This window comes from Sphingopyxis sp. Geo48 (assembly GCF_949769155.1).
Taxonomy (GTDB): Bacteria; Pseudomonadota; Alphaproteobacteria; order Sphingomonadales; family Sphingomonadaceae; genus Sphingopyxis.
The window spans coordinates 292604-318515 of the sequence record NZ_CATKPA010000002.1 but is presented as its reverse complement, the minus strand read 5'-3'; the positions used below and the strand labels follow the sequence as shown (position 1 = coordinate 318515).

The 25912-nt window shown below is 65.9% G+C and carries 30 protein-coding genes; 5 read left to right on the top strand and 25 right to left on the bottom strand.

The genetic code is table 11. The features are described from left to right. Window positions 1–10 precede the first annotated feature (10 nt). Window positions 11–232 carry a hypothetical protein gene (locus QOL79_RS08290; RefSeq protein ID WP_058457170.1) on the top strand — a complete coding sequence of 74 codons (222 nt, stop codon included), beginning with the start codon at window positions 11–13 and terminating at the stop codon, window positions 230–232. Here QOL79_RS08290 and QOL79_RS08285 read toward each other — a convergent pair. The 8 genes from QOL79_RS08285 to glmU are packed head-to-tail and all read right to left on the bottom strand — an operon-like array spanning window position 222 to window position 6288. After that, window positions 222–635 carry a GFA family protein gene (locus QOL79_RS08285; RefSeq protein ID WP_283419288.1) on the bottom strand — a complete coding sequence of 138 codons (414 nt, stop codon included), beginning with the start codon at window positions 633–635 and terminating at the stop codon, window positions 222–224. The genes QOL79_RS08290 and QOL79_RS08285 overlap by 11 nt on opposite strands. Further along, complete coding sequence (locus QOL79_RS08280) at window positions 632–1603, bottom strand: cobaltochelatase CobT-related protein (RefSeq protein WP_283419287.1); 972 nt, start codon at window positions 1601–1603, stop codon at window positions 632–634. The genes QOL79_RS08285 and QOL79_RS08280 overlap by 4 nt, the downstream gene beginning before the upstream one ends. A 4-nt stretch (window positions 1604–1607) precedes the next feature. Next, window positions 1608–3431 carry a glutamine--fructose-6-phosphate transaminase (isomerizing) gene (gene glmS, locus QOL79_RS08275; protein ID WP_283419286.1) on the bottom strand — a complete coding sequence of 608 codons (1824 nt, stop codon included), beginning with the start codon at window positions 3429–3431 and terminating at the stop codon, window positions 1608–1610. A 17-nt stretch (window positions 3432–3448) separates the two neighbouring features. After that, entirely contained in the window at window positions 3449–3817 is a 369-nt protein-coding gene (locus QOL79_RS08270) for a PIN domain-containing protein (RefSeq protein WP_058457174.1), read from the bottom strand. Beyond that, window positions 3814–4038, bottom strand: coding sequence for a ribbon-helix-helix domain-containing protein (locus tag QOL79_RS08265; protein WP_283419285.1), 225 nt, complete (start codon window positions 4036–4038; stop codon window positions 3814–3816). Before QOL79_RS08265 ends, QOL79_RS08270 begins: the two co-directional genes overlap by 4 nt. Before the next feature lie 30 nt (window positions 4039–4068). Beyond that, window positions 4069–4383, bottom strand: coding sequence for a hypothetical protein (locus QOL79_RS08260; protein WP_283419284.1), 315 nt, complete (start codon window positions 4381–4383; stop codon window positions 4069–4071). Further along, complete coding sequence (locus QOL79_RS08255; RefSeq protein WP_283419283.1) at window positions 4380–4919, bottom strand: GNAT family N-acetyltransferase; 540 nt, start codon at window positions 4917–4919, stop codon at window positions 4380–4382. The genes QOL79_RS08260 and QOL79_RS08255 overlap by 4 nt, the downstream gene beginning before the upstream one ends. A gap of 4 nt (window positions 4920–4923) precedes the next feature. Further along, a complete protein-coding gene (gene glmU / locus QOL79_RS08250; RefSeq protein WP_502957478.1) occupies window positions 4924–6288 on the bottom strand; it encodes a bifunctional UDP-N-acetylglucosamine diphosphorylase/glucosamine-1-phosphate N-acetyltransferase GlmU in 1365 nt (454 codons plus the stop codon). 48 nt (window positions 6289–6336) lie between these two features. On the opposite strand from glmU, the gene QOL79_RS08245 reads away from it, so the two are divergent. Continuing rightward, complete coding sequence (locus QOL79_RS08245; protein ID WP_283419281.1) at window positions 6337–6999, top strand: HAD-IA family hydrolase; 663 nt, start codon at window positions 6337–6339, stop codon at window positions 6997–6999. A 64-nt stretch (window positions 7000–7063) separates the two neighbouring features. Here the strand turns inward: QOL79_RS08245 and QOL79_RS08240 are convergent, their stop codons facing one another. From QOL79_RS08240 to QOL79_RS08205, 8 genes are all read right to left on the bottom strand, one after another. After that, on the bottom strand, window positions 7064–8077 hold the full coding sequence (locus QOL79_RS08240; protein WP_283419280.1) for a nucleotidyltransferase domain-containing protein: 1014 nt from the start codon (window positions 8075–8077) through the stop codon (window positions 7064–7066). Then, on the bottom strand, window positions 8074–8940 hold the full coding sequence (locus tag QOL79_RS08235) for an HprK-related kinase A (protein WP_283419279.1): 867 nt from the start codon (window positions 8938–8940) through the stop codon (window positions 8074–8076). Before QOL79_RS08235 ends, QOL79_RS08240 begins: the two co-directional genes overlap by 4 nt. Continuing rightward, entirely contained in the window at window positions 8937–9218 is a 282-nt protein-coding gene (locus tag QOL79_RS08230) for an HPr-rel-A system PqqD family peptide chaperone (protein WP_283419278.1), read from the bottom strand. The genes QOL79_RS08235 and QOL79_RS08230 overlap by 4 nt, the downstream gene beginning before the upstream one ends. Continuing rightward, window positions 9211–9657, bottom strand: coding sequence for a MarR family winged helix-turn-helix transcriptional regulator (locus QOL79_RS08225; RefSeq protein ID WP_283419277.1), 447 nt, complete (start codon window positions 9655–9657; stop codon window positions 9211–9213). Before QOL79_RS08225 ends, QOL79_RS08230 begins: the two co-directional genes overlap by 8 nt. A 68-nt stretch (window positions 9658–9725) precedes the next feature. Then, on the bottom strand, window positions 9726–11774 hold the full coding sequence (locus QOL79_RS08220) for a TonB-dependent receptor (protein ID WP_283419276.1): 2049 nt from the start codon (window positions 11772–11774) through the stop codon (window positions 9726–9728). Further along, entirely contained in the window at window positions 11771–12403 is a 633-nt protein-coding gene (maiA, locus tag QOL79_RS08215) for a maleylacetoacetate isomerase (protein ID WP_283419275.1), read from the bottom strand. Before maiA ends, QOL79_RS08220 begins: the two co-directional genes overlap by 4 nt. Window positions 12404–12410: 7 nt before the next feature. Then, window positions 12411–13436, bottom strand: a complete 1026-nt coding sequence (locus QOL79_RS08210) for an SO2930 family diheme c-type cytochrome (RefSeq protein ID WP_283419274.1) — start codon at window positions 13434–13436, stop codon at window positions 12411–12413. Then, complete coding sequence (locus QOL79_RS08205; RefSeq protein WP_283419273.1) at window positions 13433–14647, bottom strand: parallel beta-helix domain-containing protein; 1215 nt, start codon at window positions 14645–14647, stop codon at window positions 13433–13435. The genes QOL79_RS08210 and QOL79_RS08205 overlap by 4 nt, the downstream gene beginning before the upstream one ends. Before the next feature lie 100 nt (window positions 14648–14747). Between QOL79_RS08205 and QOL79_RS08200 the strand changes: the two genes are divergently transcribed. After that, on the top strand, window positions 14748–15164 hold the full coding sequence (locus tag QOL79_RS08200; RefSeq protein ID WP_283419272.1) for a DUF2147 domain-containing protein: 417 nt from the start codon (window positions 14748–14750) through the stop codon (window positions 15162–15164). Between the two features lie 144 nt (window positions 15165–15308). Here the strand turns inward: QOL79_RS08200 and QOL79_RS08195 are convergent, their stop codons facing one another. The 6 genes from QOL79_RS08195 to QOL79_RS08170 form a co-directional block, all read right to left on the bottom strand. Further along, window positions 15309–16007 (bottom strand): aspartate/glutamate racemase family protein, encoded by a 699-nt coding sequence (locus QOL79_RS08195; RefSeq protein WP_204992664.1) that lies wholly within the window; start codon window positions 16005–16007, stop codon window positions 15309–15311. Between the two features lie 106 nt (window positions 16008–16113). Next, a complete protein-coding gene (locus QOL79_RS08190) occupies window positions 16114–17565 on the bottom strand; it encodes an NAD(P)(+) transhydrogenase (Re/Si-specific) subunit beta (protein WP_283419271.1) in 1452 nt (483 codons plus the stop codon). A gap of 59 nt (window positions 17566–17624) precedes the next feature. Continuing rightward, on the bottom strand, window positions 17625–17906 hold the full coding sequence (locus QOL79_RS08185) for a proton-translocating transhydrogenase family protein (protein WP_058457190.1): 282 nt from the start codon (window positions 17904–17906) through the stop codon (window positions 17625–17627). A 147-nt stretch (window positions 17907–18053) separates the two neighbouring features. Beyond that, entirely contained in the window at window positions 18054–18668 is a 615-nt protein-coding gene (locus QOL79_RS08180; RefSeq protein WP_283419270.1) for a fasciclin domain-containing protein, read from the bottom strand. Window positions 18669–18787: 119 nt separating this feature from the next. Beyond that, on the bottom strand, window positions 18788–19909 hold the full coding sequence (locus QOL79_RS08175; RefSeq protein ID WP_283419269.1) for an NAD(P) transhydrogenase subunit alpha: 1122 nt from the start codon (window positions 19907–19909) through the stop codon (window positions 18788–18790). 13 nt (window positions 19910–19922) lie between these two features. Beyond that, window positions 19923–20042, bottom strand: a complete 120-nt coding sequence (locus QOL79_RS08170; RefSeq protein ID WP_058457192.1) for an aa3-type cytochrome c oxidase subunit IV — start codon at window positions 20040–20042, stop codon at window positions 19923–19925. A gap of 282 nt (window positions 20043–20324) precedes the next feature. On the opposite strand from QOL79_RS08170, the gene QOL79_RS08165 reads away from it, so the two are divergent. Both QOL79_RS08165 and QOL79_RS08160 read left to right on the top strand, forming a co-directional pair. Then, complete coding sequence (locus QOL79_RS08165) at window positions 20325–21758, top strand: sigma-54-dependent transcriptional regulator (RefSeq protein WP_204992660.1); 1434 nt, start codon at window positions 20325–20327, stop codon at window positions 21756–21758. A gap of 45 nt (window positions 21759–21803) precedes the next feature. Further along, window positions 21804–22520: an SDR family NAD(P)-dependent oxidoreductase gene (locus tag QOL79_RS08160; protein WP_058457194.1), complete on the top strand. Its 717-nt coding sequence runs from the start codon at window positions 21804–21806 to the stop codon at window positions 22518–22520. Here the strand turns inward: QOL79_RS08160 and folP are convergent. From folP to QOL79_RS08145, 3 genes are all read right to left on the bottom strand, one after another. Continuing rightward, window positions 22517–23647: a dihydropteroate synthase gene (gene folP, locus QOL79_RS08155; protein WP_283419268.1), complete on the bottom strand. Its 1131-nt coding sequence runs from the start codon at window positions 23645–23647 to the stop codon at window positions 22517–22519. The two genes, QOL79_RS08160 and folP, sit on opposite strands and share 4 nt — an antisense overlap. After that, the gene (locus QOL79_RS08150; protein ID WP_283419267.1) at window positions 23647–24795 is read right to left on the bottom strand and encodes a site-specific DNA-methyltransferase; all 1149 of its coding nucleotides are present in this window, start codon (window positions 24793–24795) and stop codon (window positions 23647–23649) included. Before QOL79_RS08150 ends, folP begins: the two co-directional genes overlap by 1 nt. Window positions 24796–25001: 206 nt before the next feature. Beyond that, window positions 25002–25898, bottom strand: coding sequence for an oxidoreductase (locus tag QOL79_RS08145; RefSeq protein ID WP_283419266.1), 897 nt, complete (start codon window positions 25896–25898; stop codon window positions 25002–25004). Window positions 25899–25912 lie beyond the last annotated feature (14 nt).

Below are 25912 nucleotides of genomic sequence, written 5' to 3'. Positions count from 1 at the left end.
AAACATCATCATGAAATTCATTTCGCTAAACTCGCGTGGCGGCAACTATCTGGTTGTCGCGGAAAATGTCGCGTGGCTCCGGTCCGCCGAAAACGGACAGACGCAGGTCGGCATGGTCGGCAGCACGCCGCTGCTCGTGGCGGGGACCATCGAAGATGTTTCGGCCTCGATCCTCGCGCAGGCCAACGCCTCGGGGCGCCGAGCCGGTGACGGACCGCCGGTCACGGCATGAGCGCCGGATCGCGGGCATAACCCCACGCGCCCTCGCCCGACCAATGGCGTCCGTCGGGGAAGCTCAGCTTTATCCCGCTTAGCTGCGCCGGCGCGAACAGGCGCATGTTGACGCCCATCAGGTCGACCGCACCGCCCATCCGCTCGATCAGGCCCGCGGTCGCCGACCAGTGCGTCGAACAGCCGCAGATGGCACAGAAATGCAGGTCCGAATTGGGGTTCGGGCGGTCGGCGCGATTATAGGTCCGCGTTTCCCCCTCGATCACGACATCGCGCGGCGAATAATAGGCCCAGAGGATGCCGTGCGAGAAGCAGAGCGAGCAATTGCACTCGGCAATCTCCTCGGGCGCCTTGGCGAGCCGCACCGAGACGGCGCCGCAGTGGCAGGTGGTGTTCCAGGTCATTCCGAAATCACCCTGCCTCTCAACATTTCGAGCCCCGCCTCAACGAGTTCCGCGGCCGAAGTCGCTTCGCGCGATACGGGATAAAATTCCGCTACACGATATCCCGCGCCAATCGCGAGCAATTCCACTTCCTTCGCTTCGATCAATGCATCCCGCGCCTTCAGAAAGTGGCGATGCAAATAGGACGCGCCGTTCATAAGAAGCGTCGAGTCATCCACCGGCGCCCCGTCGCTGACGACCATCAGGATACGGCGTCTTTCGCGCCGCTGGTTCAGATAATGAGCGCCCCATTCCAGCGCCTCCCCGTCAACATTCTCGCGCAGAAGGTCAGGGTTGAGCATCTGCCTCCAACCATTGTCGTCCAGACCCGCACCGTCGAATGGCTGATAGAGGATGTGAAGCAGCGCACACAGACGGCCGGGTCGCCGGGGTCGTCCCTCGCGCAGCCATTTGCGCCGCGCGAAACCTCCATGCCACCCGGCAGTCGTATAGCCAGCAACCGCGACACTGGCACCGCACCGTCCCAACTCCTCCGACAATCGCCGGACGCCCGCGGCAACCCAAGCCATGGGTTCGCCGCGCATCGAACCGGACTGGTCAACCATCAGTAGGACAGCCGCATCATGAAACTCGCCCGCCTCAGCTCCGGCGAGCGAAGGAAGGTCGTTCAGTCCGCGATAGATGTCTTCTGCGTTCGCAATCTGCGCGCGCCACTGCTCGTCGCCGGTCTCGACATGACCTTTTTCACGATCAGGACTCGCTTCGTAGAGGGCAAGCGGCAGATCTGTCGCGGCCAAAACACGATCATATTCCCGCGTGTACACACGATAAGGCTCCCCTTCGGGGCCATCGGCGACAGGGCGCGCCCGCCGGCGGCGGATTATGATGCCAGCCACAACCCACAGAAAAGTCGCGGTAAGTAAAAGGCTGAGAGCCACAGGCACCGAACTCGGGGAGTCGGCAGCCATCGGCCTATTCCACCGTCACCGACTTCGCCAGATTGCGCGGCTGGTCAACATCCGTGCCCTTCGCGACCGCCACATGGTACGCCAGCAACTGCACCGGCACGGCATAGACCAGCGGCGCGATCAGCGGGTGGACCTTGGGCATCTCGATCGTCGCCATGCAGCCGTCGCCGGCTTCGGCGAGGCCCTCGGCGTCCGAAATCAGCACGACCTTGCCGCCGCGCGCCATGACTTCCTGCATGTTGCTGACGGTCTTTTCGAACAGCGGCCCGCTCGGCGCGAGGACGATCACCGGGACCGCCTCGTCGATCAGCGCGATCGGCCCGTGCTTCATCTCGCCCGACGCATAGCCTTCGGCGTGGATGTAGGAGATTTCCTTGAGTTTCAGCGCGCCTTCGAGCGCGAGCGGATAGTCGGGACCGCGGCCCAGATACAGCACGTCGCGCGCCGGCGCGACCAGATGCGCCATCTTCGCGATATCCTCGTCATGCGCCAGCGCCGCGTTCAGCGCGGCGGGGGCTTCGATCAGATGCTTGACGATCTCGCGCTCCTCATCGGCGCTGAGCTTGCCCTTCTTGAGCGCAAGATGCGCGGCGAGCGCGGCGAGGACCGCGAGCTGGCAGGTGAAGGCCTTGGTCGACGCAACCCCGATCTCCGGCCCCGCGTGGGTCGGGAGCAGCAGGTCGGCCTCGCGCGCCATGCTGCTCGTCGGCACATTGACGACGACCGCGATCGTCTGGCCGTTCGCCTTGCAATGGCGCAGCGCCGCGAGCGTGTCGGCGGTCTCGCCCGACTGCGAGATGAAGAGCGCGAGTCCGCCGGGTTGCAGCACCGGATCACGGTAGCGGAACTCCGACGCGACATCGATATCGACGGGAACGCGCGCAAAAGTCTCGAACCAATATTTGGCGACCATGCCGGCGTAGAAGCTGGTGCCGCACGCGACGATCGTGATGCGCTCGACCGTCGACAGGTCGAAGTCCATCTGCGGCAGCGCAACCGTCTGTTCGAGCGGGCGGATGTAGGAGGAGAGCGTCTGCGCGACCACGGTCGGCTGCTCGAAAATTTCCTTCTGCATGAAGTGGCGGTAATTGCCCTTCTCGACCGCTGCGGCGGTGACGCCGCTGGTCGTGATCTCGCGTGTCACCGGATTGTTGGCGGCGTCGTAGATTTGCGCGCCGTCGCGCGTGATGACGACCCAGTCACCCTCGTCGAGATAGGCGATCTTCTGTGTCAGCGGCGCAAGCGCTAGCGCGTCGGAGCCCAGATAAGTCTCGCCCTCGCCATATCCGACGACGAGCGGCGAGCCGAGGCGCGCGCCGATCAGCAGATCGGGATGCTGGCGGAAGGCGATCGCGAGCGCGAAGGCGCCGCGGAGCTGCGGCAGCACCGCCTGCACGGCTTCCTGAGGCGACTTGCCTGCCTCGACCTGTTCGCTGACGAGGTGCGCGACGACTTCGGTATCAGTCTCGCTCTCGAAGGTGCGACCGCGCGCCTGCAGCGCTTCGCGTAAGGGTTTGAAATTCTCGATGATTCCGTTGTGCACCAGCGCGACTTCACCCGTCGCATGCGGGTGCGCATTGCTCGTCGTCGGGGCGCCGTGCGTCGCCCAGCGCGTGTGCGCGATGCCGACGGTGCCGGGCGCCGGGTTGCCCGCGAGCTCCTTGACGAGATTGTTCAGCTTCCCCTCGGCGCGGCGGCGGATCAGCTGGCCGCCCTCGACCGTGCAAACGCCCGCCGAATCATAGCCGCGATATTCCATGCGCCGCAGGCCGTCGACGAGGCGGTCCGCCACCTGGTCCTTGCCGATGATTCCGATGATTCCGCACATGGGGGCTGGGCTTTCTTCTAGAGCGTGTAGGGAATGCGAATACCCGGCATCGACGCCGGAAACACCTTGATATTGCGGGTGACGAGGATGCGCCCGCTGATCTGCGCGGTCGCCAATACGAAGGCGTCGGCAAGGGTCAAGCCCTTGCGTTCGGCGCGGAGTGCGGCGGCGCGGCGCGCGACGGCGTCGCCGATCTCCTCGACCTGGAAACAGCCGAGAAAGGCCTCGACGGCTTTGACTGATTGCGGGTCGGCGGCTGACATCACCTCGGTCCAGCTCACCCGGCTGACGCTCTTGCGCCCGGCGCGGCGGATCTCGCCCCGCGCGGCCTCGACGCCGATCAGCGCGTCGATCAGGATGTCGCTGTCGAACTGCGCATCGATCATTCGCGCTTGCCCCTCAGGCGGCGCTGATATTTGAGGCCGTCACCGATATCGTCGCGGTCTTTCCAGATACCGAACGCATTGTCGATGGCGTCACCCGACACGTCGGCGCGATAGGCCGCGACCGCGCGGCGCACCAGCTCAGCGCGCGAGACGCCTTGCTCGGCGGCGAGCGAGTCGAGCCATTCGACATCGGAATCGGGAATGTCCGCGAGAAAGCGCATGCAATTCTGATATCATATCGTGATATCAGATCAAGTCCTGCCGAAGTTCCTGTCGACAAAGGTCATGGCAAATTGCACCGGATCGGCGGGGCGGCCATTGCCCTGCTCGAAGCGTAGCTTGCCCTCTTCCCATATCTTGCGGATCTGCTCGGGCAATTCGGGTCCGAATTTCATCTGTTGCGCGACCATTTGCACCCAGCTGCCCGTCAGCCCCAGGCTCTGGCGTATCGTCGGCTCCATCGCCACGCAATAGGCGCGCGTCGGCTCGTCGAGATGGCCGATCGCGTTCAGGACCCATGCGTCGACGTAGCGAAGGAATGGCTTGTCGTCGTAGCGGTCGCTCATCTCGTCTTCTCCGTCTTCCATTCGTCGCGCAGCAAGCCGTAGATCAGCGAATCGCGCACGCCGATATGCGTTTCCCACTCGCCGCGCAGCCGGCCTTCGCGCTGGAACCCCAGCCGTTCGAGCAGCCCGATCGAACCCCGATTTTCGGGGTCGGTGTCGGCAAAGATGCGGCGCAGTTCCAACTCGTCAAACCCATAGTCGATCACTCGCGCCACCGCTTCGCGCGCAATGCCTTTGCCCCACTGGTCACGACGCAGGATATAGCCGACTTCCTTCACCTGAGGCCTGCTGTCGATCAGGATGACCCAGCCGAGCGCGGCATCGTCGCCCGCGGTGATCGCCCAGCAGAGATGACCCTGCCCTTCGCTGGCATTTCCTTTGACGTAATCCGCCGTCTCTGCAAACGACGCGTGCGGCCCGCTCGACCACCAGATCATCACCTCGGGATCGGACAACACCGAAAACAGCGCGCCGGCATCGTCCTCGCGAAGCTGGCGCAGCACGAGCCGCGCGGTCGTCAGCATCGGCGCGGACATCAGACTATTTCTTCTCCGCTGCCTTCTTCTTGCGCATCGCATCGTGAAAGCGGTCGGCCCAGCCGGGCTTGACCGACTGTTCGGCGCGCACGAGGCGGAGTTCGCCGTCCATCACGTCGCGCGTCACGGTGCTGCCCGCCGCGACGATCGCATCGCGGCCGATCTTCACCGGCGCGACGAGCGCGCTGTTCGATCCGATGAAGGCATTCTCGCCGATCACGGTCTGATATTTGAAATAGCCGTCATAATTGCAGGTGATCGTGCCCGCGCCGATGTTCGCCCCCGCGCCGATAGTCGCATCGCCGAGGTAAGTAAGATGGTTCGCCTTGGCGCCCTTCCCGAGGGTAGCCTTCTTCACCTCGACGAAATTGCCGATCTTGGCCTTTTCGCCAAGAATCGTTCCCGGACGGAGGCGTGCAAAGGGGCCGACTTCGCAGCCGACACCGATGGTCGCCCCCTCGATATGGCTGAAGCCGCGGATCGTGACCCCGTCGGCGACTTTCGCACCGGGACCGAAGAAGACATTGGGTTCGATCGTCACGTCGCGGCCGATTTCGGTGTCCCACGAGAACCAGACGGTTTCGGGCGCCTTCAGCGACGCGCCGCCCGCCATTGCCTCGTCGCGCTTGAACGCCTGCCACTGCGCCTCGGCGGCGGCAAGTTCGGCGCGGCTGTTGATCCCTGCAACGTCGGCGGGGTCGGTCCTGACCACCGCGCAATGGCGCCCGTCGGCGTTCGCGATATTGACGATATCGACGAGATAAAATTCCTTCGCCGCATTGTCGTCGGTGACCCGCGCGAGCAGCGCGAACAGGTCGCACGCCTTCGCCGCCATCAGCCCCGAATTGCACAGTCGCACCGCGCGCTCGGCGTCGGTCGCATCCTTATGCTCGACCATCTTCACGACGCGGTCGCCTTCGGTGATGACGCGGCCGTATTGCAACGCATCGTCGGGCTCGAACGCCAGCACCACGACCGCGGGCGCATCGGCAGCGCCGAGCCGGTCGATCATCGCCTGCATCGTCGCGGTCGGCACGAAGGGCACATCGCCATAGAGGATCAGCACATCGCCATCAAAACCGGCAAGCGCGCTTTCGGCCTGCTGCACCGCGTGCCCGGTCCCGAGCTGCGGTTCCTGGATCGCGAGGTCGGCGCTGTCTTTCAGCGCCGCCTCGATCTGGTCGGCCTTGTCGCCGACGACAACGACCTTTTTCGCGGGGGCCAGCGCATTGACCGCGGCCATCAGGTGCAGCAGCATGGGCCGCCCCGCGATCGGGTGCAGCACCTTGTGGAGGTCGGACTTCATGCGGGTGCCCTTGCCCGCAGCAAGGATGATGGCGGCGATGCGATTACTCATGGCGCGAGCCATGCCAGCAAATCATTGCGGTTTCCAGCACATCGCGCCATGCGCCACCGCATGAGCGATTTTCCCTTCCGCATCGTTGGCTTCGACCTCGACGGCACGCTGGTCGACACTGCGGGCGACCTGACCGCGGCAGTGAACCATGCGCTCGCGCTGCTCGATCGTGCGTCGCTGAGCGAAGCCGAGGTGCGGCCGATGATCGGGCTCGGGGCGAAGCATATGCTCGAACAGGGCCTCACCGCGACCGGCGGCGTTCCCGAAGGCGCGGTCGAGCGGCTCTATCCCGAGCTGCTTCGCTATTATGGCCAGCATATCGCGGTACACAGCCGTCCCTTCCCCGGCTTGATCGACGCGCTCGACCGGCTGGACGCGCTCGGGGTCCGGACTGCGGTCGCCACGAACAAGGCTGAGGGGCTGGCGCGACAGCTGCTTGCGGAACTCGGCCTCGTCGACCGGATGAGCGCGATCATCGGCGGCGACACGATCGGCGTGCGCAAGCCCTTACCCGACCCCATCCACGCTATGATCGAGCAAAGCGACGGCGGCCGGACGGCTTTCGTCGGCGACAGCATCTATGACGTCATGGCTGCAAAAGCCGCCGGCGTACCCAGCATCCTCGTCGGCTTCGGCTTCCTCGACCGGCCCGCCGAGGACTTCGGCGCCGATCATGTGATCGGCCATTATGACGAACTGGTTCCCCTGCTCGAAGCACTGTGATCCCTGCGAAGGCCGGGAGCTTCGGAGATGGGCCCCGGCCTTCGCCGGGGATCACATCGCAACTTCAGCGCTTCCGCCACTTCGTCCAGAGGTGCTTCGCCAGCATCGTCGGCGGCATCCGCAACCAGTGCGAGCGGATGTAGAAGGCCTGCTGGAGCATGAAGTTCGTCGGGCGCCCCCAGTCATCGCGCGCGAGGAGGCGGCGGCGATACCAGACGTCGCCGGCGTCCTGCCGATCCCATCCGGAGGGCAAGTCCGCGCCATAAAGATCGCGCGCCAGTCGCGCTGCGCGATGCACAGCGCCGCGCAGCCCGTGCAGGTCCGCACGCGCGTCGAGCCTGCCCCAGAAACCCGTATCCGCCGCGGCGAAATCGCGCGTCAGGCAATGGAAATCCCACAGGTTGCGAAGCCCGCCCTGCAGGTCGCCGTCGGCGAGCATATGCGCGGCGCAATGGCATGCCATGTCCTCGCGATTGAGAATGGTAAAGCCGCTCGCCGTCGTCACCGCCTCGGCGACCAGCACCAGCGCATCGGGCGTGATCCGGTGCGTTTTCGGCAGGATCGTGTGATGGACGTCGATCATCCGGTCGCGCGCGTTGTGAATGAGCGGCGGCAGCTCGTGCATATGCTCGCGATAATAGAAATCGTCATAGGGGTCGGACTTGACCCATTCCCAGCCGGCTTCGAGCAGCTCGTTCTCGGCGCGGCGAATGTCGTGTGCGAGGACGAGGATGTCGAGATCACCGATCTGGCGCCCCGCGCTGCACGGCAGGCCGGCGGCGGCATAGGCGGTGCCTTTCAGAAGCACGAACTCGATCCCTTCGGGCGCGAGCGCGCGGCGCGCCATCTCCGCTTCCCACAGCGCCTGATCCTTTGCAACCTGGGCGGCGGCGCGCTGGTCGGCGAACAGCGCCGCGACCGGCGGCGGCAGATCTGCCTCGCGCAGATGGTGTGCCAGCGTCGCCAGCATCGCCTCGGCGCGCGCGACGCTGATCACGCCGTCCCAGTCGCGCGGCGCGAGCGATACCGCATCGATCCGTCCCGCAAGCAGGCCCACCAGAGTATCGGTCGCGCTCACCGCGCCGCCTCCGCCCACAGCCGTTCGACCAGCGCCATCCCTGCCGCGCTGTCGGGATAGGAAATGCCGAAAGCGGGCGTCTCGCGCACCAGCCGCGTCAGCGCGGCGAAGCCCGCCTCGCCGAGCGCGATATAATTGGTCGACGCCTCGGTCAGCCGGACAAAGGCCTCGCCCTCGCCCATCGGTTCGATCGCCGCTTCACCGCCGAAGCGGGGGAAGAGGATCAACGCGGGACGCGCCGGCACGTGCATCGCCGCGATCGCGTCGGCGCGCGGGATCAGGTGGCGGATGTCGCCCTTCGGCGTTCCGGCGAGAAGCGGGCCGAGCCGCGCCGCATCGACGCGCGCTGCCATTTCGGCGATTGCCTCATTCTTCAAACTGACCGCGCGCGGAAAGGCCAGCGCATCGCCGCTGGCGGGTTCGACCAGCGTGAACTCGTCGCCCATCAGCCGCCAGTCGCCCTCGCCGAGCAGCGCCGCGAGGGTCGACTTCCCCGATCCGGATTCGCCCGACATGATCACGGCGCGCCCGTCCCTTGCGACCGCGCTCGCATGGAGCAGCAGATGCCGCCGCCAGCCGAGCGCCACCTGCAGGTTCATCCCCATCTCGGCTGCGAGCAGCCCCATCGAGAGTGGCAACGGCAGCGCGTCAGGGACGACGAAGTCGCCGCCGATATGCACCGACGGCCGCAGCCAGCGCCGCCACGGCCGCGCCGCGAACAGCCGCACCGTCGCATCGGCGGGCCGCGCATCGTCGCGCGGATAACCGGCATACAAGGCCTCGATCGCCGCGATGGGGGCGCGCCAGTCGCTGCCGATCCGAAACTGGACGGGTCCAACCTGGATACGCGCGCTGTGCCTCACGCCTCCGCCACCAGCCCCATCGCCGCAAGCTCCGCCAGCCGGTCCGCGATCACCGCAACGGCGTCATCATCGGCATCGAGTTCGAAATCGCCGGCCAGCCGCTCGGCCACGGCATTCGCGCTACAGACCTCACTCCCGATCGCGGCCAATATCTCGGGCATCGGCGCGATCACGAGATGCGTCTGCATCGACCGCCGGTCGAAGATCGCGGTCAGCTCACCCAGCGTCTCGATGCGCAGCGCGTCGGCGGGCGCGGCGCGATAGGCGCGATCAGGCATAATTTTCGGCGGTCGCGAGCAGCTTGACGAGAATTTCCATCAGCTTCGCGCGCTCCTCGCGGGTCAAGGCCGATTCGAGCTTTTCCTCCGCCGCGAGCGCCGCCGGGACGATCGCGTCATACAGCGAGCGACCGGTTTCGGTGAGCTCGAGATGGTGCGAGCGCCCGTCGACCGCGTGCGCCTGCCGCGCGATAAGCTGGCGGTCGGCCAGTGCCTTCGCCGCGCGGTTGACCGTCACCTTGTCCATATGGGTGATCGCGACAAGCTCGCGCTGGGTGCGCGGCACGCCCTCGCCCAGCACCGCCATCAACCGCCATTCGGGAATCTTGAGCCCGAACCGGTTCTGATATTCGGCGGCGATCCGGCTGGACAGGGCGTTGGAGGCGACGGACAGACGATAGGGCAGGAAATTGTCGAGATTCAGCTTCTTCGCGGCCATGCCTTGCAAACCCCCAAATGCCGTTTCCCGGCATCCTCATCCTATCGCCTGTTTCGGGCCTGTGAAGGTCAGAATGTGACGCGGCCGCCGATCCACAGCGTACGCGGCGTCGCGCGTTCGACGATTCCCGCTGACGAGATCGCGGCAGGGACCAGTTCGTCGGTCAGATTTTCACCACGCGCTTCGATGCTGATCGCATCGGTGAGGCGCCAAGACATCCCGGCGTCGAGCGTCAGCGCGTCGCCGAGCCGTAGCAGGCCGAGATCATCCTCATTCTGCTTGCCGATGTAGCGCAACGTCGCGAAGCCGCCGAAGCGGCCGTTGCCGTTGCTGCGCAGCGAGACGCTGCCGCCATGTTTCGCGATCTGCGCCGGGCGGCGGCCGTCGAGCGCGACGGCCGCACCCGACGCGTCGACCTTGGCATCGGTGAACGCATAGGTCGCACGAAGCGTCGCCGGGCCGAGCCGCTGTTCGGCGCTGGCCTCGACCCCCTTGCTGTCGATCGCGTCGAGATTCCGGCGCTGGTTGAGGTTGGGCGCGAGGGTCACATTGGCGATCGCGTTCGACAGATGGTTGGCGAACAGCGTCACCGACAGCTTCGTCCCGCCGCGCTCCCAATCGGCGCCCACTTCGCCGCCCCACAAGCGCTCGGGTTCCAGCGCCTCGTTCGCGGTCGTCACCTCGGCGCCGACACGGAAGGGCCGGTAAAGTTCGTTGAGCGTCGGCAGGCGCCAACCGCGATACCCGGCGGCGCGCAGCGCGAATGCGTCCGACGTCCAGCGGACACCTGCGCGGCCGCTGCCCTCCCAACCCTGCCGCGACGCAAAGCGCAGGTTGGTGATCAGCGACCCGCCGATATTGCGCTCGAGCCGGTAGCCCTCGCCGAGCCACCAGCGATCGACCCGCCCGCTCAGCGTCCAGAGGAACCCGTCGGTCGCGTCGCCCGAGGTCCATTCGGCGAAAGCACCGAGCGTATCGCTGCTGCCGCCCGCAATCCGGTGGCGGCCGGGGACGATGCCGGTAAAGAAGAAATCCTCTTCGGTGCGGCCGGTCGTACGGCGCCAGTCGGCGCCGACGCGCAGCGGATTGCCGCCGCCGATCGCAGGACGCAGTTCGGCGCGCGCACCGAGCCCGGTCGCGGGCACGCGCTGAAAGAGCGCGGGCGCAACGCTGTTCCGTCCCGCCGCAACGCTCGCGAAGCCGCTCTCGAAATCGCGAAGCTGGATATAGCCAAGCGCGAGCCATTGCGTCGCGCCATAGGGGTCGTGAACGAAGCGCACGCTCGCGTCGACGCCGTCGACCTTGCTCTGTGTGAAATCGGTGCCGCGTTCGCGCCGGTCGGAAAAGCCGCGCACGCTCGCCTCGATCCGGCTGTCGTTGCCGGCATCGAAACGCAAGCGAAGCCCGACCCCGCCCTGTTCATAGGGCGCCGCGCGATCGACGCTGCCGCGCTGGCCTTTCGCGATGGGGATGAACCCATCGCCGCGGCTATACCGCCCATCGATCACGACCTGCCCGCTGCCCAGTTCGCCGCCCGCCGAAGCAGAGACGTCCCAGCTATCGCGGCTGCCATAGGCCGCGCTCGCCTCGACGCCGTCGGTCATCGTCGAATATAGCCCGATCGTCCCGGCGAGCGCGCCCGGTCCATCGACCCCGCTACCGCCGCCGCGCGTCACGACGATACCGCCGAGATTGATCGCATCATAGGCGGACCAGGCGACCCAGCCGCCGAACGGGTCGGCCTGCGGCACCCCGTCGAGCGTCACCAGCGCGCGGCTCGACGCATTGCCGCCCAGCCCGCGCAAGGTAACGCCTTGGCTGGTCGGATGGGCGCTGCGCCCGTCCGAGCGACGGAACTGGACGATCCCGGCTTCGTCTCGCAATCGGTTCTCGATCCGCGTGCCGAGGCCAGGCTGCAAATCCGCTACAATTGTGCTGCTCTGGATGGAGTGGCCATCACTATGCCGAAGCAGGCCACCGCGAACGATGATTTCATATGGACTGTGCCAGGCAACCGGATCGGCCGTGGTCCAGTCGGTGCCGCCATCGTAATCGTCCTGCGCCATCGCCGCCGCCGGCAGCGCCAGCGCAGCCGCCCCCGCGAGCAACCTGATCACGCGGGCTTCACCGCATCGGGGTGCGCCTTCTGGAACGCATCCAGCTCCATGCACGCCGCATCGATCGCGACCAGCCGCGGATAGTCATCGAGCGGCACCTCGAACCGCCGCGCGTTATACATCTGCGCCACGAGGCAGCAGTCGGCGATCCCCGGCGCATCGCCGCCCAGATAGCGCCCCTCGCCCGCCATCGCCTCGAGCGCCTCGAACCCCTGCGCGATCCACGTCGCGATCCAGCGATCCTTGGTCTGCTCGTTGAGCCCCAGATCCTTCGTCAGATATTTGAGGACGCGGAGGTTGTTGAGCGGATGGATGTCGCTCGCGATCACCTGCGCGCGCGCCAGCGCCACCGCGCGCGGCATCGGTTCGTCGGGGATCAGGCGCGGCTCGGGATAGGCACGGTCGAGCCAGTCGATGATCGCCATGCTCTGGATGATCGGCTCGCCATCGACGACGAGCATCGGCACGAATCCTTGCGCATTCTGTTCCAGATAGGCGTCGCTGCGCTGGTCACCCGCGATCAGGCTGACCTCGACGCGCTCATAGTCGAGCCCTTTCAGGTTCATCGCGATGCGAACCCGAAAGCTGGCCGAGGAGCGGAAATAATCGTGGAGGACGAGGCTGGTCATGCGCGCCCTAATGCGATGCTTTCGGCATCTCCGCAATCCATTGCCGCAGCAGCGCCGCGCCTTCCTTATGGACCGTCGAGCGGCCGAGCTCGGGCATCGCGATCCCCGGCTCGGTGCTTTCGAGGCGATAGATGAGGAAGCTGCGGTCGGGCTCGCCCGGCGCGATGGCGAACTCCATCCCGCCGCTGCCGCGCCCCGCCGCGGTCGGGCGCTTGCCGATGCCGTAGTTGACGTTCACCGGATCGGTCCAGCGCAGGAACAGGCCGCTGTTCGATGCGCTGCCTTCCGGATTGTGGCAGTGCGCGCAGTTGACGTCGAGATAGGCGCGCGCGCGGTCCTGCAAACTGCCGCTCCCCGGATCGTCCCAGCGCGGCATGACCGGCTTGAGCGCCTCGGGCCGGTCGAACCAGCGCCGTTTCGCATCCGCGCTCATCGTCGCCGGCAGCACGAGGTTGCGCGCCTTCGGGCCGATCGGAACGATCGCGCCCGCGCGGCTGTGGCATTCCTTGCACTGATTCTTGTTCGGCACGCCATATTGGATGCTGTGCGCCCCGCCGCCGGGGCTCTCGAAGCTCACCGGCACGCGCCGGCCCGCGATCGCGAGCGACGCATCCTTGCCGTCGGCGTCCCAGATATAGGGCAGCGCGACCCAGCCCTTCGCGCGGTGGATGAGCAGCCGCGTCTCGACCGGGCGGCCGCCGTTCCGGTCGTGCCAGCCGAAACTCTTGACGATCACCGTGCCGACGGGGAACGCGATCGTGCCGTCGTCGGCGACCTCGGCCTTCTTGCCCGCCGGGATCGAAACGAAGCGATGCTTCTCGGCATAGTCGCTGAACAGCGGCGTATTCAACGTATAAGCGAAGCTTGCGACCGGACGCGCGGGATCATTGCCCGCGAACAGGCCAAAGGCGGACAGTTTCGGCGGCATCGTGTCGCCGTCGACCAGCGCCTGGTCGACGGCCGGCGGCGCGACACCGCCCGCACCGTTCGCAAAAAGCAGCGCAGCAGCGAGCGCCACTACGACGGGCTTCACTGGACCTTCGCCTCCATGCTCGCGGGCAGCTTGATCTCGGGCAGCGCCGCCGGGGGCGTGCCCTTCAGCGTCACCGGCGTCGGTTTCGCCTGATCGCGCGGCGTCTTCACATCGGGCAGGTTCAGCGACAGCACCCCGACCTCGTCGAGAACGATCGCGTCGCCCGCGCCGTCCCACAGCACCGGCGGGATCGCCCCGCCCATCGCCGCCGCGATCTGCGCCCCGCCATCGAACGCGGGGGCATAGCCCGCCTTGCCATGCTGGTTACCGCGCACGACAATGCCCTTCGGCAGCGGCTGGTAGTTCGGATCATTGTGATCGTAGCGATAGCCGACGATCATGACATTGGCGGTGCCGTTCTGGTCGAAGACATTGCCGAAAACCTCGACATTGCGGTTCGCCATCACCAGCACGCCGGTGCCGGTCGGGACGCTCGCGACGATATTGCCCTTCGGCGCGAAGTTCGGCGTGCTGTTGTCGCTGACGATATTCTCGAACACGCGGACATTATGACCGCCCTGCTGCGGCAGGCTCGGCAGGTCGAAGACCAGAATCCCGCCCGTATTCTTCGCGGCGATGTTGTCGTGCACGTCGGCGTCGAAACTGTTCTCGATCTCGATCCCGGCGACATTCTCGGTCGCGATCGAATCGCGGACGACGATGTTCTTCGACTGGCCGACATAGATGCCCGCATCCGAGGCGCCGCGGACATAGACGCTGTCGATCAGCACGTCGCTGCTCTCGACCGGATAGACGCCATAGGCGCCATTGGTTTCCTTCGGCCCCGCGGTCCATTCGACGCGAAGCTGATGATAGACGATGCGATTCGCGCCCTTCGACTTGATCCCGTCGCCCTTGGTGTTGAGCACCGCGAAATTGGTCAGGAACACGTCGTCGCTGGTCACCAGCAACCCCTCGCCCGCGCCCTGCTGGCCGGAGAAGTCGAGGATCGATCCTGCGCCGTCCTTCGTCCCCGCGCCGCGCACGGTCACATTGTCGACGTCGAGCGACAGCCCGTCGGTCAGTTTCCAGACCCCCGCGCCCAGTTCGACCGTGTCGCCGGGTTCGGCGAGAATCAGCGCCTCCTGCAGCTTTTCATTGGCGTCGGGCGTTCCCGCCTTGACGCTGATGGTCTTTGCCGCCGCGGGAACGGCGACGAAAGCCGCCACGAAACAGAGCGTCGCAGCTTGGCGCAGGCGTTGGAATCGCATGAGTCTCTCCCTTGTTTTCCGGAACCATGCGGCAAGACTTGACGGATGCCAAGCGGGTTGCTGACATGCGTGTAGCTAATAAAAAACGGGAGTGGTCGCATTGTATTTGAGAATTGGATTCGTGCTTGCAGCCTTCATCGCCGTTCCGTCGATGGCTGCGGCGCCAGCGGCGGCGGTCAGCGGGCGCTGGAAAACCGACGACGGCAAGGCCATCGTTGCGATGGCGCCCTGCGGTACTAAGATGTGCGGGCGCATCGAGCGCCTGCTGATCAAACAGCCCGCGGGCGGCCAGCTCGACGAACGCAATCCCGACAAGGCGAAGCGCGGCCGGCAGGTCACCGGCCTGCAGATATATTGGGATCTCGTGCCGCATGACGACGGCTGGAAAGGGCCGGGCTACAGCCCCGAAGATGGCCGCTATTACACCGCGCATCTGCATGTGAAGGGCAACAAGCTGACGATGAAGGGCTGCGTCGCGGTCTTCTGCAAGACCGTCACCTGGACGCGGATCGCTTGATCCTTTGATCCTCCCTGTCGCGCAGCGATGGGGAGGTGGACCATCCGAAGGATGGTGGAGGGGCGGCGACGTTGCGCCATGGCCCCTCCGTCAGCGCTTCGCGCTGCCACCTCCCCATGGCTGCGCCACAGGGAGATTCGAGGTTCAGGGCGCATCCCCAAGGATCCAGTCGACCCCGGCCGCCACGTGGATACGCGTCGTGTCATAGATCGGCAGGACATTGGCGTCGGTATCGACCAGCATCACCAGTTCGGTGCAGGCCAGCACGATCGCCTGCACATCCTGTTTTGCGATGTCGGTGATGAACGTCTTCATCGTGCGCCGCGAACTTTCGTTCACCTTGCCCAGCATCAGCTCTTCGTAGATGATCCGGTCGATCTCCTCCGCGCGGCTCGCGTCATAGGGCGCCAGGGTCAGGCCGTGGCGAACGAGGCGCTGGCGGAACCACGGTTCGGTCATCACGTTGCGCGTGCCGATCACCGCCGCCGCCTTGATGCCGTCGGCCTTCATCTTTTCGCCGGTCTCGTCGACGATGTGAAGTAGCGGGATCGAGATCGCCGCCGCGACATCCTCGGCGACCTTGTGCATCGAATTGGCGGCGATCATCAGCGCGGTCGCGCCCGCATCCTGCAGCCGCTTCGCCGACGCGATCAGCACCTCTTTCGCATGCGCCCATTGTTCGGGCGTCGAAATGCGCGAAAGCTCGCAATAATTGAGGCTCTCCATCAGGATCGGCGCCGAGCAGGCGGTGCCGAGGCGTTTTTGAACGCCCTTGTTGAGATGCCTGTAATAAAGCTCGGTCGATGCCCAGCTCATTCCCCCGATCAGGCCGATCTTGCGCATAAGGTCCCTTGTTCCAAAACACGTCGCCCCCGCGAAGGCGGGGGCCGTTGGCAGCGTATTGCCACCTCGATAACGGCCCCCGCCTTCGCGGGGGCGACGGTTTATGTCAATGCCCGCTACCGCTCAGCGCCTTGACGATGTCGTCGGCCATCTTCTTCGCGTCGCCGAGCAGCATCATCGTATTGTCCATGTAAAAGACGTCATTGTCGACGCCGGCATAGCCGACCCCGCCCATCGAACGCTTCACGAACAGCACGGTCTTGGCCTTTTCGACGTCGAGCACGGGCATGCCATAGATCGGCGAGGTCTTGTCGGTCTTCGCCGCCGGATTGGTCACGTCGTTCGCGCCGATGACGAAGGCGACGTCGGCCTGCGCGAATTCGCCGTTGATGTCCTCAAGCTCGAATACCTCGTCATAGGGGACGTTCGCCTCGGCGAGCAGCACGTTCATATGGCCCGGCATACGCCCTGCGACCGGGTGGATCGCATATTTGACGTTGACGCCTTCCTTCTTCAGCTGGTCGGCCATCTCGCGCAGCGCGTGCTGCGCCTGCGCGACCGCCATGCCGTAACCGGGGACGATGATGACATTCTCGGCCTGGCTCATCAGGAAGGCGGCGTCGTCGGCGCTGCCCGGCTTCCACGGACGCTGTTCCTTTGCCCCGCCCGCAGCGGCCGCCGCGTCGGCGCCGAAGCCGCCCGCGATGACGCTGATGAAGCTGCGGTTCATCGCACGGCACATGATGTACGACAGGATCGCGCCCGACGAACCGACGAGCGCGCCGGTGATGATCATCGCGGTGTTACCGAGCGTGAAGCCCATCGCCGCCGCCGCCCAGCCCGAATAGCTGTTCAGCATCGACACGACGACCGGCATGTCGGCGCCGCCGATCGGGATGATGAGCAGGAAACCGATCATGAAGCTCAGCGCCGTGATCGTCCAGAAGACCCATGGGCTTTGGTCGGTCAGGAAATAGGCGACAAGGCCGATGATCGCGGCGAGCGTGCCGAGGTTGATGATATGGCGCCCCGGCAGCATGATCGGCGAGCCCGACATATTGCCGTTCAGTTTCAGGAAGGCGATGACCGAGCCCGAGAAGGTGATCGCACCGATCGCGATGCCAAGGCCCATTTCGACACGGCTGACGGCGAAGATTTCGCCGGCGGCGTCGGCAATGTGGAAGGCGCCGGGGTTGAGATAGGCTGCCGCCGCCACGGCGACCGCGGCAAGGCCGACAAGGCTGTGGAAGGCCGCGACAAGCTGCGGCATCGCGGTCATCGCGATCCTGCGCGCCATGACGATACCGATCACCGCGCCGATACCGATCGCGCCGAGCACTTCGGCGATCGCGATCGTGTCGAACGCGCCCTCGCCCGTCCGCGGGACGTGGGTCAGCAGCGTGGTGACGACCGCGATCGTCATGCCGATCATGCCGTAGCGATTGCCGCGTCGCGACGAGGCCGGGCTCGACAGCCCGCGCAACGCCAGAATGAAAAGGATGCCCGAGGCCAGATAGGCCAGCGCCACCCAGGGATTGATCGGTGCTACTTCGTGCATTCTAATTCCCCCGTCGGGCCGTCCGTCCCCGGCCCGTCAAATCCAAGGATTGCCGCGCCTCAGCGCTCTTTCTTCTTGTACATCGCGAGCATCCGCTCGGTGACCGCGAAGCCGCCGAAAATGTTGATGCTCGCCATCACCACGGCGGCAAGGCCAAGCCATTTCGACAGCGGCGATCCGGCGGCCGCGCTGGCGATCAGCGCACCGACGATTATGACAGAGGAAATCGCGTTGGTGACGCTCATCAGCGGCGTGTGCAGCGCGGGCGTCACCGACCAGACGACAAAATAGCCCACGAAACAGGCCAGAAGGAAAATCGAGAAAATCGAGATAAAGTCCACGGCCGGCTCCCCTGCTGATTCCGCTTGGCGCACCTCTTGCCGTGCGCGAGGGGGCGTGTCGACTCCAAAGCTGTCAAAAAAACGGGCGCACCCTTCGCGATCGGAGGAAAGGCGCGCCCGGGGCGTAATTAAATTGCGCGGGACAAGCTACATCTTGGGCAGCAGCACCGCGTCGACGACGTGAATCACGCCGTTCGACTGGGCGACGTCGCCCTGCGTCACCAGCGCCTTGTTGCCGCTTGCGCTGGTCAGCAGGATCGCGCCGTCGCTCTTGGTCGCGGTCAGATCCTGCCCGTCGGCGGTCTCGAGCGTCGCGCTGCCCTTGCCCTCCGCGATTTTCGCCTCGATATCGGCGATCGTCAGCTTGCCTGGCACGACATGATATTTGAGCACGCCCGCGAGCACATCCTTTTGCGCGGGGCGCATCCAGCCGTCGCGCGTCACTGCGGGAATCTGCGCAAAACCTTCATCGGTCGGCGCAAAGACGGTGAAGGGGCCGGGACCCGACAGTGTCTCGACGAGACCCGCCTGCTTGACCGCCGCGACAAGCTGCTTGTGGATCGGCGAGGCCGAGGCATTTTCGACGATGTTCCGGGTCGGCAACATCTCGGCGCCGCCGACGGTCGGGTTGCCACTCGCGGTGGCGACATCGCCGGTCGCGGCGGCGTCGGTCTCGGCCTTGGGCGCCTCGGCGGCCTTGTTGCACCCGGCGAGCGCCAGACCGGCACCCACTACGGCCGCAAGCAGCATATGTTTCGTCATCTCGTCATTCTCCTTGAAACCAAAGGCGAAATGCCGCGGATTCGAAGAATCCGCGGCCACTCGCAGCGAAACGCGCCCTGCGGCGCGAAAGTTTCAGAAGAAAGACAGCGCGGAATTGCTTATGCCAGCAACCGCTCGTTCACGACCTTGCCGCCCTGCGTCAGGCGCACGGCATTGCCGATTTCCTCGTCGAGCACCGGCTTGCCGGCTTCCTTGTCCCAAAAAGCCGACAGGAAGTTGAACAGGTTGCGGCTGAACAGCGCGCTGGTATCGGCAGGCATCAGCGCCGCGATATTCTTCGCGCCGATCACGGTAACGCCGTGGATGCGCTTCGCCTCACCGGCGACCGCACCCTCGACATTGCCACCGCTTTCGGCCGCCATGTCGACGATCACGCTGCCCGTCCGCATCGTCGCAAGCTGCGCGTCCGAAATAAGCCGCGGCGCGGGGCGGCCGGGGATCAGCGCGGTGGTGATGACGATGTCCTGCTTCGCGATGTGCGACGACACCAGTTCGGCCTGCGCTTGTCTGTATTCTTCCGACATTTCGGTGGCATAGCCGCCCGCGCCCTCGCCCTCGATCCCGGCGACGCTTTCGACGAAGATCGGCTTCGCGCCGAGCGACAATATCTGTTCCTTGGTCGCCGAGCGCACGTCGGTCGCGCTGACCTGCGCCCCCAGACGCCGTGCGGTCGCGATCGCCTGCAGCCCCGCGACGCCGACGCCCATCACGAACGCCTTGGCGGCGCTGACGGTGCCCGCGGCGGTCATCATCATCGGGAAGGCGCGGCCATAGGCATTCGCCGCCATCAGCACCGCCTTGTACCCCGCGAGGTTCGCCTGGCTCGACAGGATATCCATCGACTGGGCGCGCGTGATGCGCGGCATGAATTCCATCGCGAGCGCTTCGATCCCGAGCTTCGCATATTCGTCGACGCGCGCGCGCTCGCCGAACGGGTTGAGCCCCGCGGCGAGCCAGGCGCCTTCGGTAAAGCCCTTGAGGTCTTTGGGGTCCGGCCCCTGGATGCCGAGGATGATGTTCGCACCCTTCAGCACCTCGGCACGGCTGCCGACGCTGGCGCCGGCAGCGGTATAGTCGGCGTCGGCGATCGATGCCGCCTCCCCCGCTCCCGTCTCGACGGCCAATTCAGCGCCCAGCCCGATGAATTTCTTCACGGTTTCGGGGGTCGCGGCGACGCGGGTCTCGCCGGGGGCGAGTTCCTTCAGGACGGCGATGCGCATGGCAAAGGGCCGGTCAGGAGATGATGAGGACGACGAAGGCCGCGACGACCACCGTGATGATCGTGCCGATTTTCAGCATGCTGAGGAAACCCGCATAGGTTTCGTTCGCCGCTTTCATTTCCTGTTCCGCCATGCCCTGTCCCCTTTGCCTGTTCGCCGAAAGGCGCGCCCGCGCGCCCAAAATCGCTTCGCCAAAATTACTTCGGATGCGCGGGTGGCGCGCCCCAGAATCGAGCGTCGCGCCGGTCTTAGCCACGCCTTTCGCGATGCTCAAGGGGCGCTGGCGGGAAAAAGCCCTTCATCGTGGCGAAAGCCGAACGGCCTTAATGGCCCCTTTACCCCTATGCCGTAGATCACAGCGCTTGAACGGATGGCACGGCATCAGGCATCCGAACATAGGGGCAGAACGGGGATTATGGCCAGCCAGCGCGACACGCGAACAGTGATGATCGTCGATAGCGAACCCGCACAGCAGCGGTTCCTGTCGGCGCTGCTGTCGCGCGGCGGCTGGCGCAGCATCGTCGCCGGCGACACCGACACCGCGCTTGCGAAGCTGGGCACGCAGGAGGGCATGGCGCTCGACGCCGTCCTCGTCGACCAGGGCACGCCGGGCATGGAAATCGGCGAATTCGTCGCCGAACTGCGACGCTGGCGTCCTGCCCTGCCCCTCATCGTCATCACATTGCGTAACAGCGTCGAGGTCGCCGTGTCGTCGATGCGCGCCGGCGCGAGCGATTTCGTGCAAAAGCCGATCGCCCCCGACCGCCTGCTCGGCGCGCTCGACCGCATCGTCTCGCCGAACGGACCGCAGGGCGAACTCCGCCCGCTCACCGAAAAGCTCCGCGCGCCGCTGGCGTTCGAGGAGATCATCGGGTCGAGTCCCAATTTCCGCAGCGCACTCGCGATCGCCGCGAAGGCTGCGCGTGCACGCGTTCCGGTGATGATCAACGGCAAGCCCGGCACCGGCAAGGAGGTCTTCGCCCGCGCGATCCACAGCGCATCGCCGCGCGCGCGCGGCCAGCTCGTGATGGTCGATTGCTCGGCGGTATCGCCGGGCCTGATCGGCTCGGGCCTGTTCGGCCACGAACGCGGCGCCTTTCCCGGCGCTTTCGACCGCCAGATCGGCCGTCTTGTCCAGGCCGACGGTGGCAGCATCATCATCGACCATGTCGAATGTATCCCGCTGGAAACGCAGGCCAAGCTCGTGGAGTTCATAAACTCCGGCGAAGTCCAGATGATCGGCGGCTCGATCCGCCAGAGCGTCGACGTCCGCATCATCGCGACGACCGCGAGCCCGCTCGACAAGCTGATCGAGGCCGGGCACTTCCGCGAGGATCTCTATTACGCGCTCTCGACCGCGCAATTTACCCTGCCCTCGCTCTCCGAACGCCGCGGCGACGTCGGCCCGCTCGCGCGCCACCTGCTCGCGCGCATCGGCGGCCTGCCCGGCATGGGTCAGATCGGGATCACCGACGACGCGCTGCGCCTGCTCGCCGCCTATGCCTGGCCGGGCAATGTCCGCCAGCTTCAGGACGTGTTGTTCCGCGCCGCGACGTCGAGCAAGACCGACGTCCTGACCGGCGCCGATTTCAAGGCGATCGAGGCGGCGCTCGGCGGCGGCACGCCCGGCGGCGAAGGCGATGTCGCGATCAACGGCGAAGCGATCGGGGTCACGCTCTACCTGCCCGACGGCAACCTCCGTCCGCTCGAGGAGATCGAGGCCGACGTCATCCGCCTCGCGATCGGCCACTACCGCGGCCGCATGAGCGAGGTTGCGCGGCGCCTGGGGATCGGCCGCTCGACGCTCTATCGCAAATTGAGCGATTTGGGGATCGATACCGCCGCCTGATTTTTGGCATCGACGGTCTCGGCCGGCCCGATTAGGGTCAAGCGAATGGACAAGCGATTTTCCGGACGAACCGCGCTCATCACCGGCAGCGCATCGGGCATCGGGGCGGCAACCGCCGCGTTGCTGCAAGCCGAGGGCGCGCGCATCATCGGCGTCGATCTGTCGCAAGGCCGCGACGTCGCCAGCCCTGAAATGTGGGACGCCCTTGCGAGCGAGCTTGTCGACACCGACGTCGCCGTCGTCAACGCCGGCATTGCCACCGCGGGACAGATCGCCGACATGGATTTCACCGACTGGCGCCGCACGCTCTCGGTCAATCTCGACGGCGCGATGCTGACCTTGCGCGCCGCGATGCGCGCCATGATCGCGCATGGCCGCGGCGGCGCGATCGTCGTCACCGCCTCGATTTCGGGAATCAAGGCCGAACCTGGTGTCGGCGCTTATGGTGCGTCGAAGGCAGGCGTCATCCAGCTCGCGCGGATCGCTGCAAAGGAAGGCGCGCCGCACGCCATACGCGTCAACGCGATTGCCCCCGGCGGGGTCGACACGCCGATCTGGGATGATGTCGACTTCTTTCCGGCGATGATCGCCGAACATGGCAGCCGCGAGGGCGCAATCGATGCGATGGCGAAAGCCGCAACGCCGCTCGGCCGCTGGGCCAGCGCCGACGAAACCGCGCGCCAGATTTCATTCCTGCTGTCGGACGATGCTGCCAGTATCACCGGCGCCGTGCTGGCCGCCGATGGCGGCTATTCGCTCTAGGCCGTCAGCGCAGCGTCCCTCAGGCCGCGCCATACCCTCAGCGCCTGCCGGGTCTCCGCAACGTCGTGAACGCGCAGCAACTGCGCGCCCTGCGTCGCCGCCTGATAATGGAGCGCCACGCTGCCCCCCAACCGCTGGTCGGTCGGCGCCTCGTTATCGAGCGCGCCGATCATCCGCTTCCGGCTTGCGCCGAACAGGATCGGACAGCCGAGCGTGTGGAACAACGCCACCCCGTTCACCAGCGCCAGATTGTCGGCGACGCCCTTGCCGAAGCCGAGGCCCGGATCGACGATGATCTTCGCCGGATCGATCCCCGCCGCGGTACACGCCGCGATGCGCTCGGCGAGCATATCGTAAACGTCGAACAATATATTCGAATAGGTGCCGCCTTCATGCGGATCGCTTTTCGCCGACGGCGCGTGCATCAGCACCACCGGACAGCCTGCGCGCACGACCACCTCCATCGCGCGCTCGTCATAGCGCAGCGCCGAAATATCGTTCACGATCGTCGCGCCCGCTGCGAGCGCGGCTTCCATCACCGCCGCCTTGCGCGTGTCGATCGAAACCGCGACGCCGCCCTTCGCGAGCGCCGAAACGACGCCCTCGACGCGCTGGATCTCGTCGCCTTCCCATACCAGCGGCGCGCCGGGGCGGGTCGATTCGCCGCCGACATCGACGATCGCCGCTCCGGCCGAGGCCAAGGCATAACCCGCCTCGCTGGCAGCCGCAGTGTCGACATGCTTGCCGCCGTCCGAAAAGCTGTCGGGGGTGACGTTGAGGATGCCCATGACCTGCGGGTCATTGAGCCGCACTGTGCGCTCACCGAGTTGCAATACTCCGCGTGGGCGCGCGACCGCCGACCGCTGCGCCGTCGCCGCTGCGGCGAGACGATCGGGCATCGCGGCGATCCAGCCATCGAATTCGGGAACCGGCACGATCGCCGACCTGACCCCGTCGGTGTCGCGCAGGCTGACGTGCCACGCCGCGAACCAGGCCAGCGTATCGGCGATCCGCAGGCAGTCGTCGTCCAGCTCGTGCGGCCTGTCGACGAAACAGGCCGGGCGGCAATAGACGCGGGCATCCTCCCACGTCTTGCCGAAATCGGGCTTGGTCAGCGGCTGGAACATCAGGCCTCGTTGGCGAGCAGCCAGTCCTGCCGCACTGCGTCGATCATACGGAGCTGCTTGCCGTCGTCGACGTGCCAGAAGGTCCAGCCGTTGCAGCTCGGCGCGCCCTGCACGCCCGCGCCGACCTTGTGGATCGAGCCCGCATTTTGCCCCGCGCAATCGAGCGATCCGTCGACGCGCACGACAGCCTTCCAGCGACGCTTGGCATCGGTCAGCACCGAGCCCGGCGGAACCATCCCGCATTCGACGAGCGTCCCGAACGCGACGCGCGTCGCGGCCTTGGGCGCCATCATCGTCTTCACCGCACTCTCGTCGAGCGGCAGCGCCATCTCGATCCGCTCGAGCGCGGCCGCGATATAGTCATCCTCGCGCTCGATCCCGATGAAATGCCGACCGAGACGCTTCGCGACCGCGCCGGTCGTACCGGTGCCGAAGAAGGGATCGAGGACCACGTCGCCGGGGTTCGAACAGGCCAGCAGGATGCGATAGAGCAAGGCTTCGGGCTTCTGCGTCGGGTGGACCTTGTGCCCGCCCTTCTTCAGCCGCTCCTGACCGCCGCAGATCGGGATCAGCCAGTCGCTGCGCATCTGGAGTTCGTCGTTCAGCGTCTTCATCGCGCGATAGTTGAAGGTATATTTCGCCTTCTCGCCCATCGACGCCCAGATCAGAGTCTCGTGCGCGTTGGTAAAGCGCGTGCCCTTGAAATTGGGCATCGGGTTCGCCTTGCGCCAGACGATGTCGTTGAGGATCCAGTAGCCCTGATCCTGCAGCGCCGCGCCGACGCGGAAGATATTGTGATAGCTGCCGATCACCCAGATGCTGCCGCCGGGTTTCAGGATGCGCTTCGCTTCCGCGAGCCAGGCGTGGGTGAAACGGTCGTAGGTGCCGAGGCTGTCGAACTTGTCCCATTCGTCGTTGACCGCGTCGACCTGGCTGCCGTCGGGGCGGTGAAGGTCGCCGCCGAGCTGGAGATTGTACGGCGGGTCGGCAAAGATCATGTCGACCGACGCTGCAGGGAGCGAGCGCATCATTTCGACGCAGTCGCCCTGAAGGATGCTGTCGAGCGGCAAATCGGCGTGGCTGATTTTGGGCGCCGATTTCGACGCACGCTTCGCCGCCGGGGCCTTGACCCGTTCCATCACACCCATGTTTCGCCCCTGTTCAAACCCGAAAGAAGCCCCTGATGAGTCCGGCGGAGTCCGCCGTCAAGCTCGGGATTCTAAGGATTCCAGGTGTCATAATGGTTAACGGCACGAGAACGAAACGAGTCTGCCACGACATATGGAGTCATGCGCGCCGCGCGGACTCAACCACTGGTGGTGTGGCGATGAGGACTCACCCGCGAAAAATATTTTCAGATCCCGGGATCGACCCCGGTCAGATCGATCGAACGGCGCCACAGATCGCGCGCCAGCTTCGGATCGCGCGCATCGCGCGTCGCGCGCGCCGGGCCCGAACGCCCCGATATCTCGCCCAGCCCCTGCGGCCCCAGATAATCGCCGCCCTGCACATGCGCGCCGGTCGCCGCTTGCAGCGTCGGCCACGCGCCCTGCGCCGCGCTGTTGAAAAAGGGCGTCGCGAGCGGCGTCATATAACGCAGCGGCAGCGGCAGGTGCCGCGTCAGCTCGGTCATGGCGACGCCCGGATGGCATCCGATCGCCTGCGTCGCGCGGCCCGCTGCGCTGAGCCGCCGGTCGAGCTCGTACATGAAGAGCAGGTTCGCAAGCTTGCTCATCTGGTAGCGCGGCCAATTGTGGTAGCTGCGGCTCGCATCGAGATCGCTGTAATCCATCGTCCCGTTCTTGTGCGCGATGCTGGCGGTGACAACGATCCGGTCATCGACATGGCCGTGGATCAGCCCGGTGAAGGCGAAGGTGCCGAGGTGGTTGACCCCGAATTGCAGCTCATAGCCTTGTTTGGTCAGCGTCCGCGGCGGGATCATCACCCCGGCGTTGTTGATCAGCACGTCGATCCGCGGCCCGGCGACGACAGCGGCGGCCGCCTCCCTCACCTGGTCCAGATCGGCAAGGTCTAGCGGCTGGAAACTCAGCGTGGCGGCCGGCGTCTCGTCGCGGATCAGGTCCATCGCGGCCTCGGCGCGCCCGGCGTCGCGGCAGGCGAGGATGACATGCGCGCCGCGCGCCGCCAGAACCTTCGCGGTCTCTAGGCCGAGCCCGGCATTGGCGCCCGTGATCAGGAAGCGGCGTCCGCTTTGCTGCGCAACATCGTCGGCCGTAAACCCGCTGCGCATGTCTTTCTCCCGCC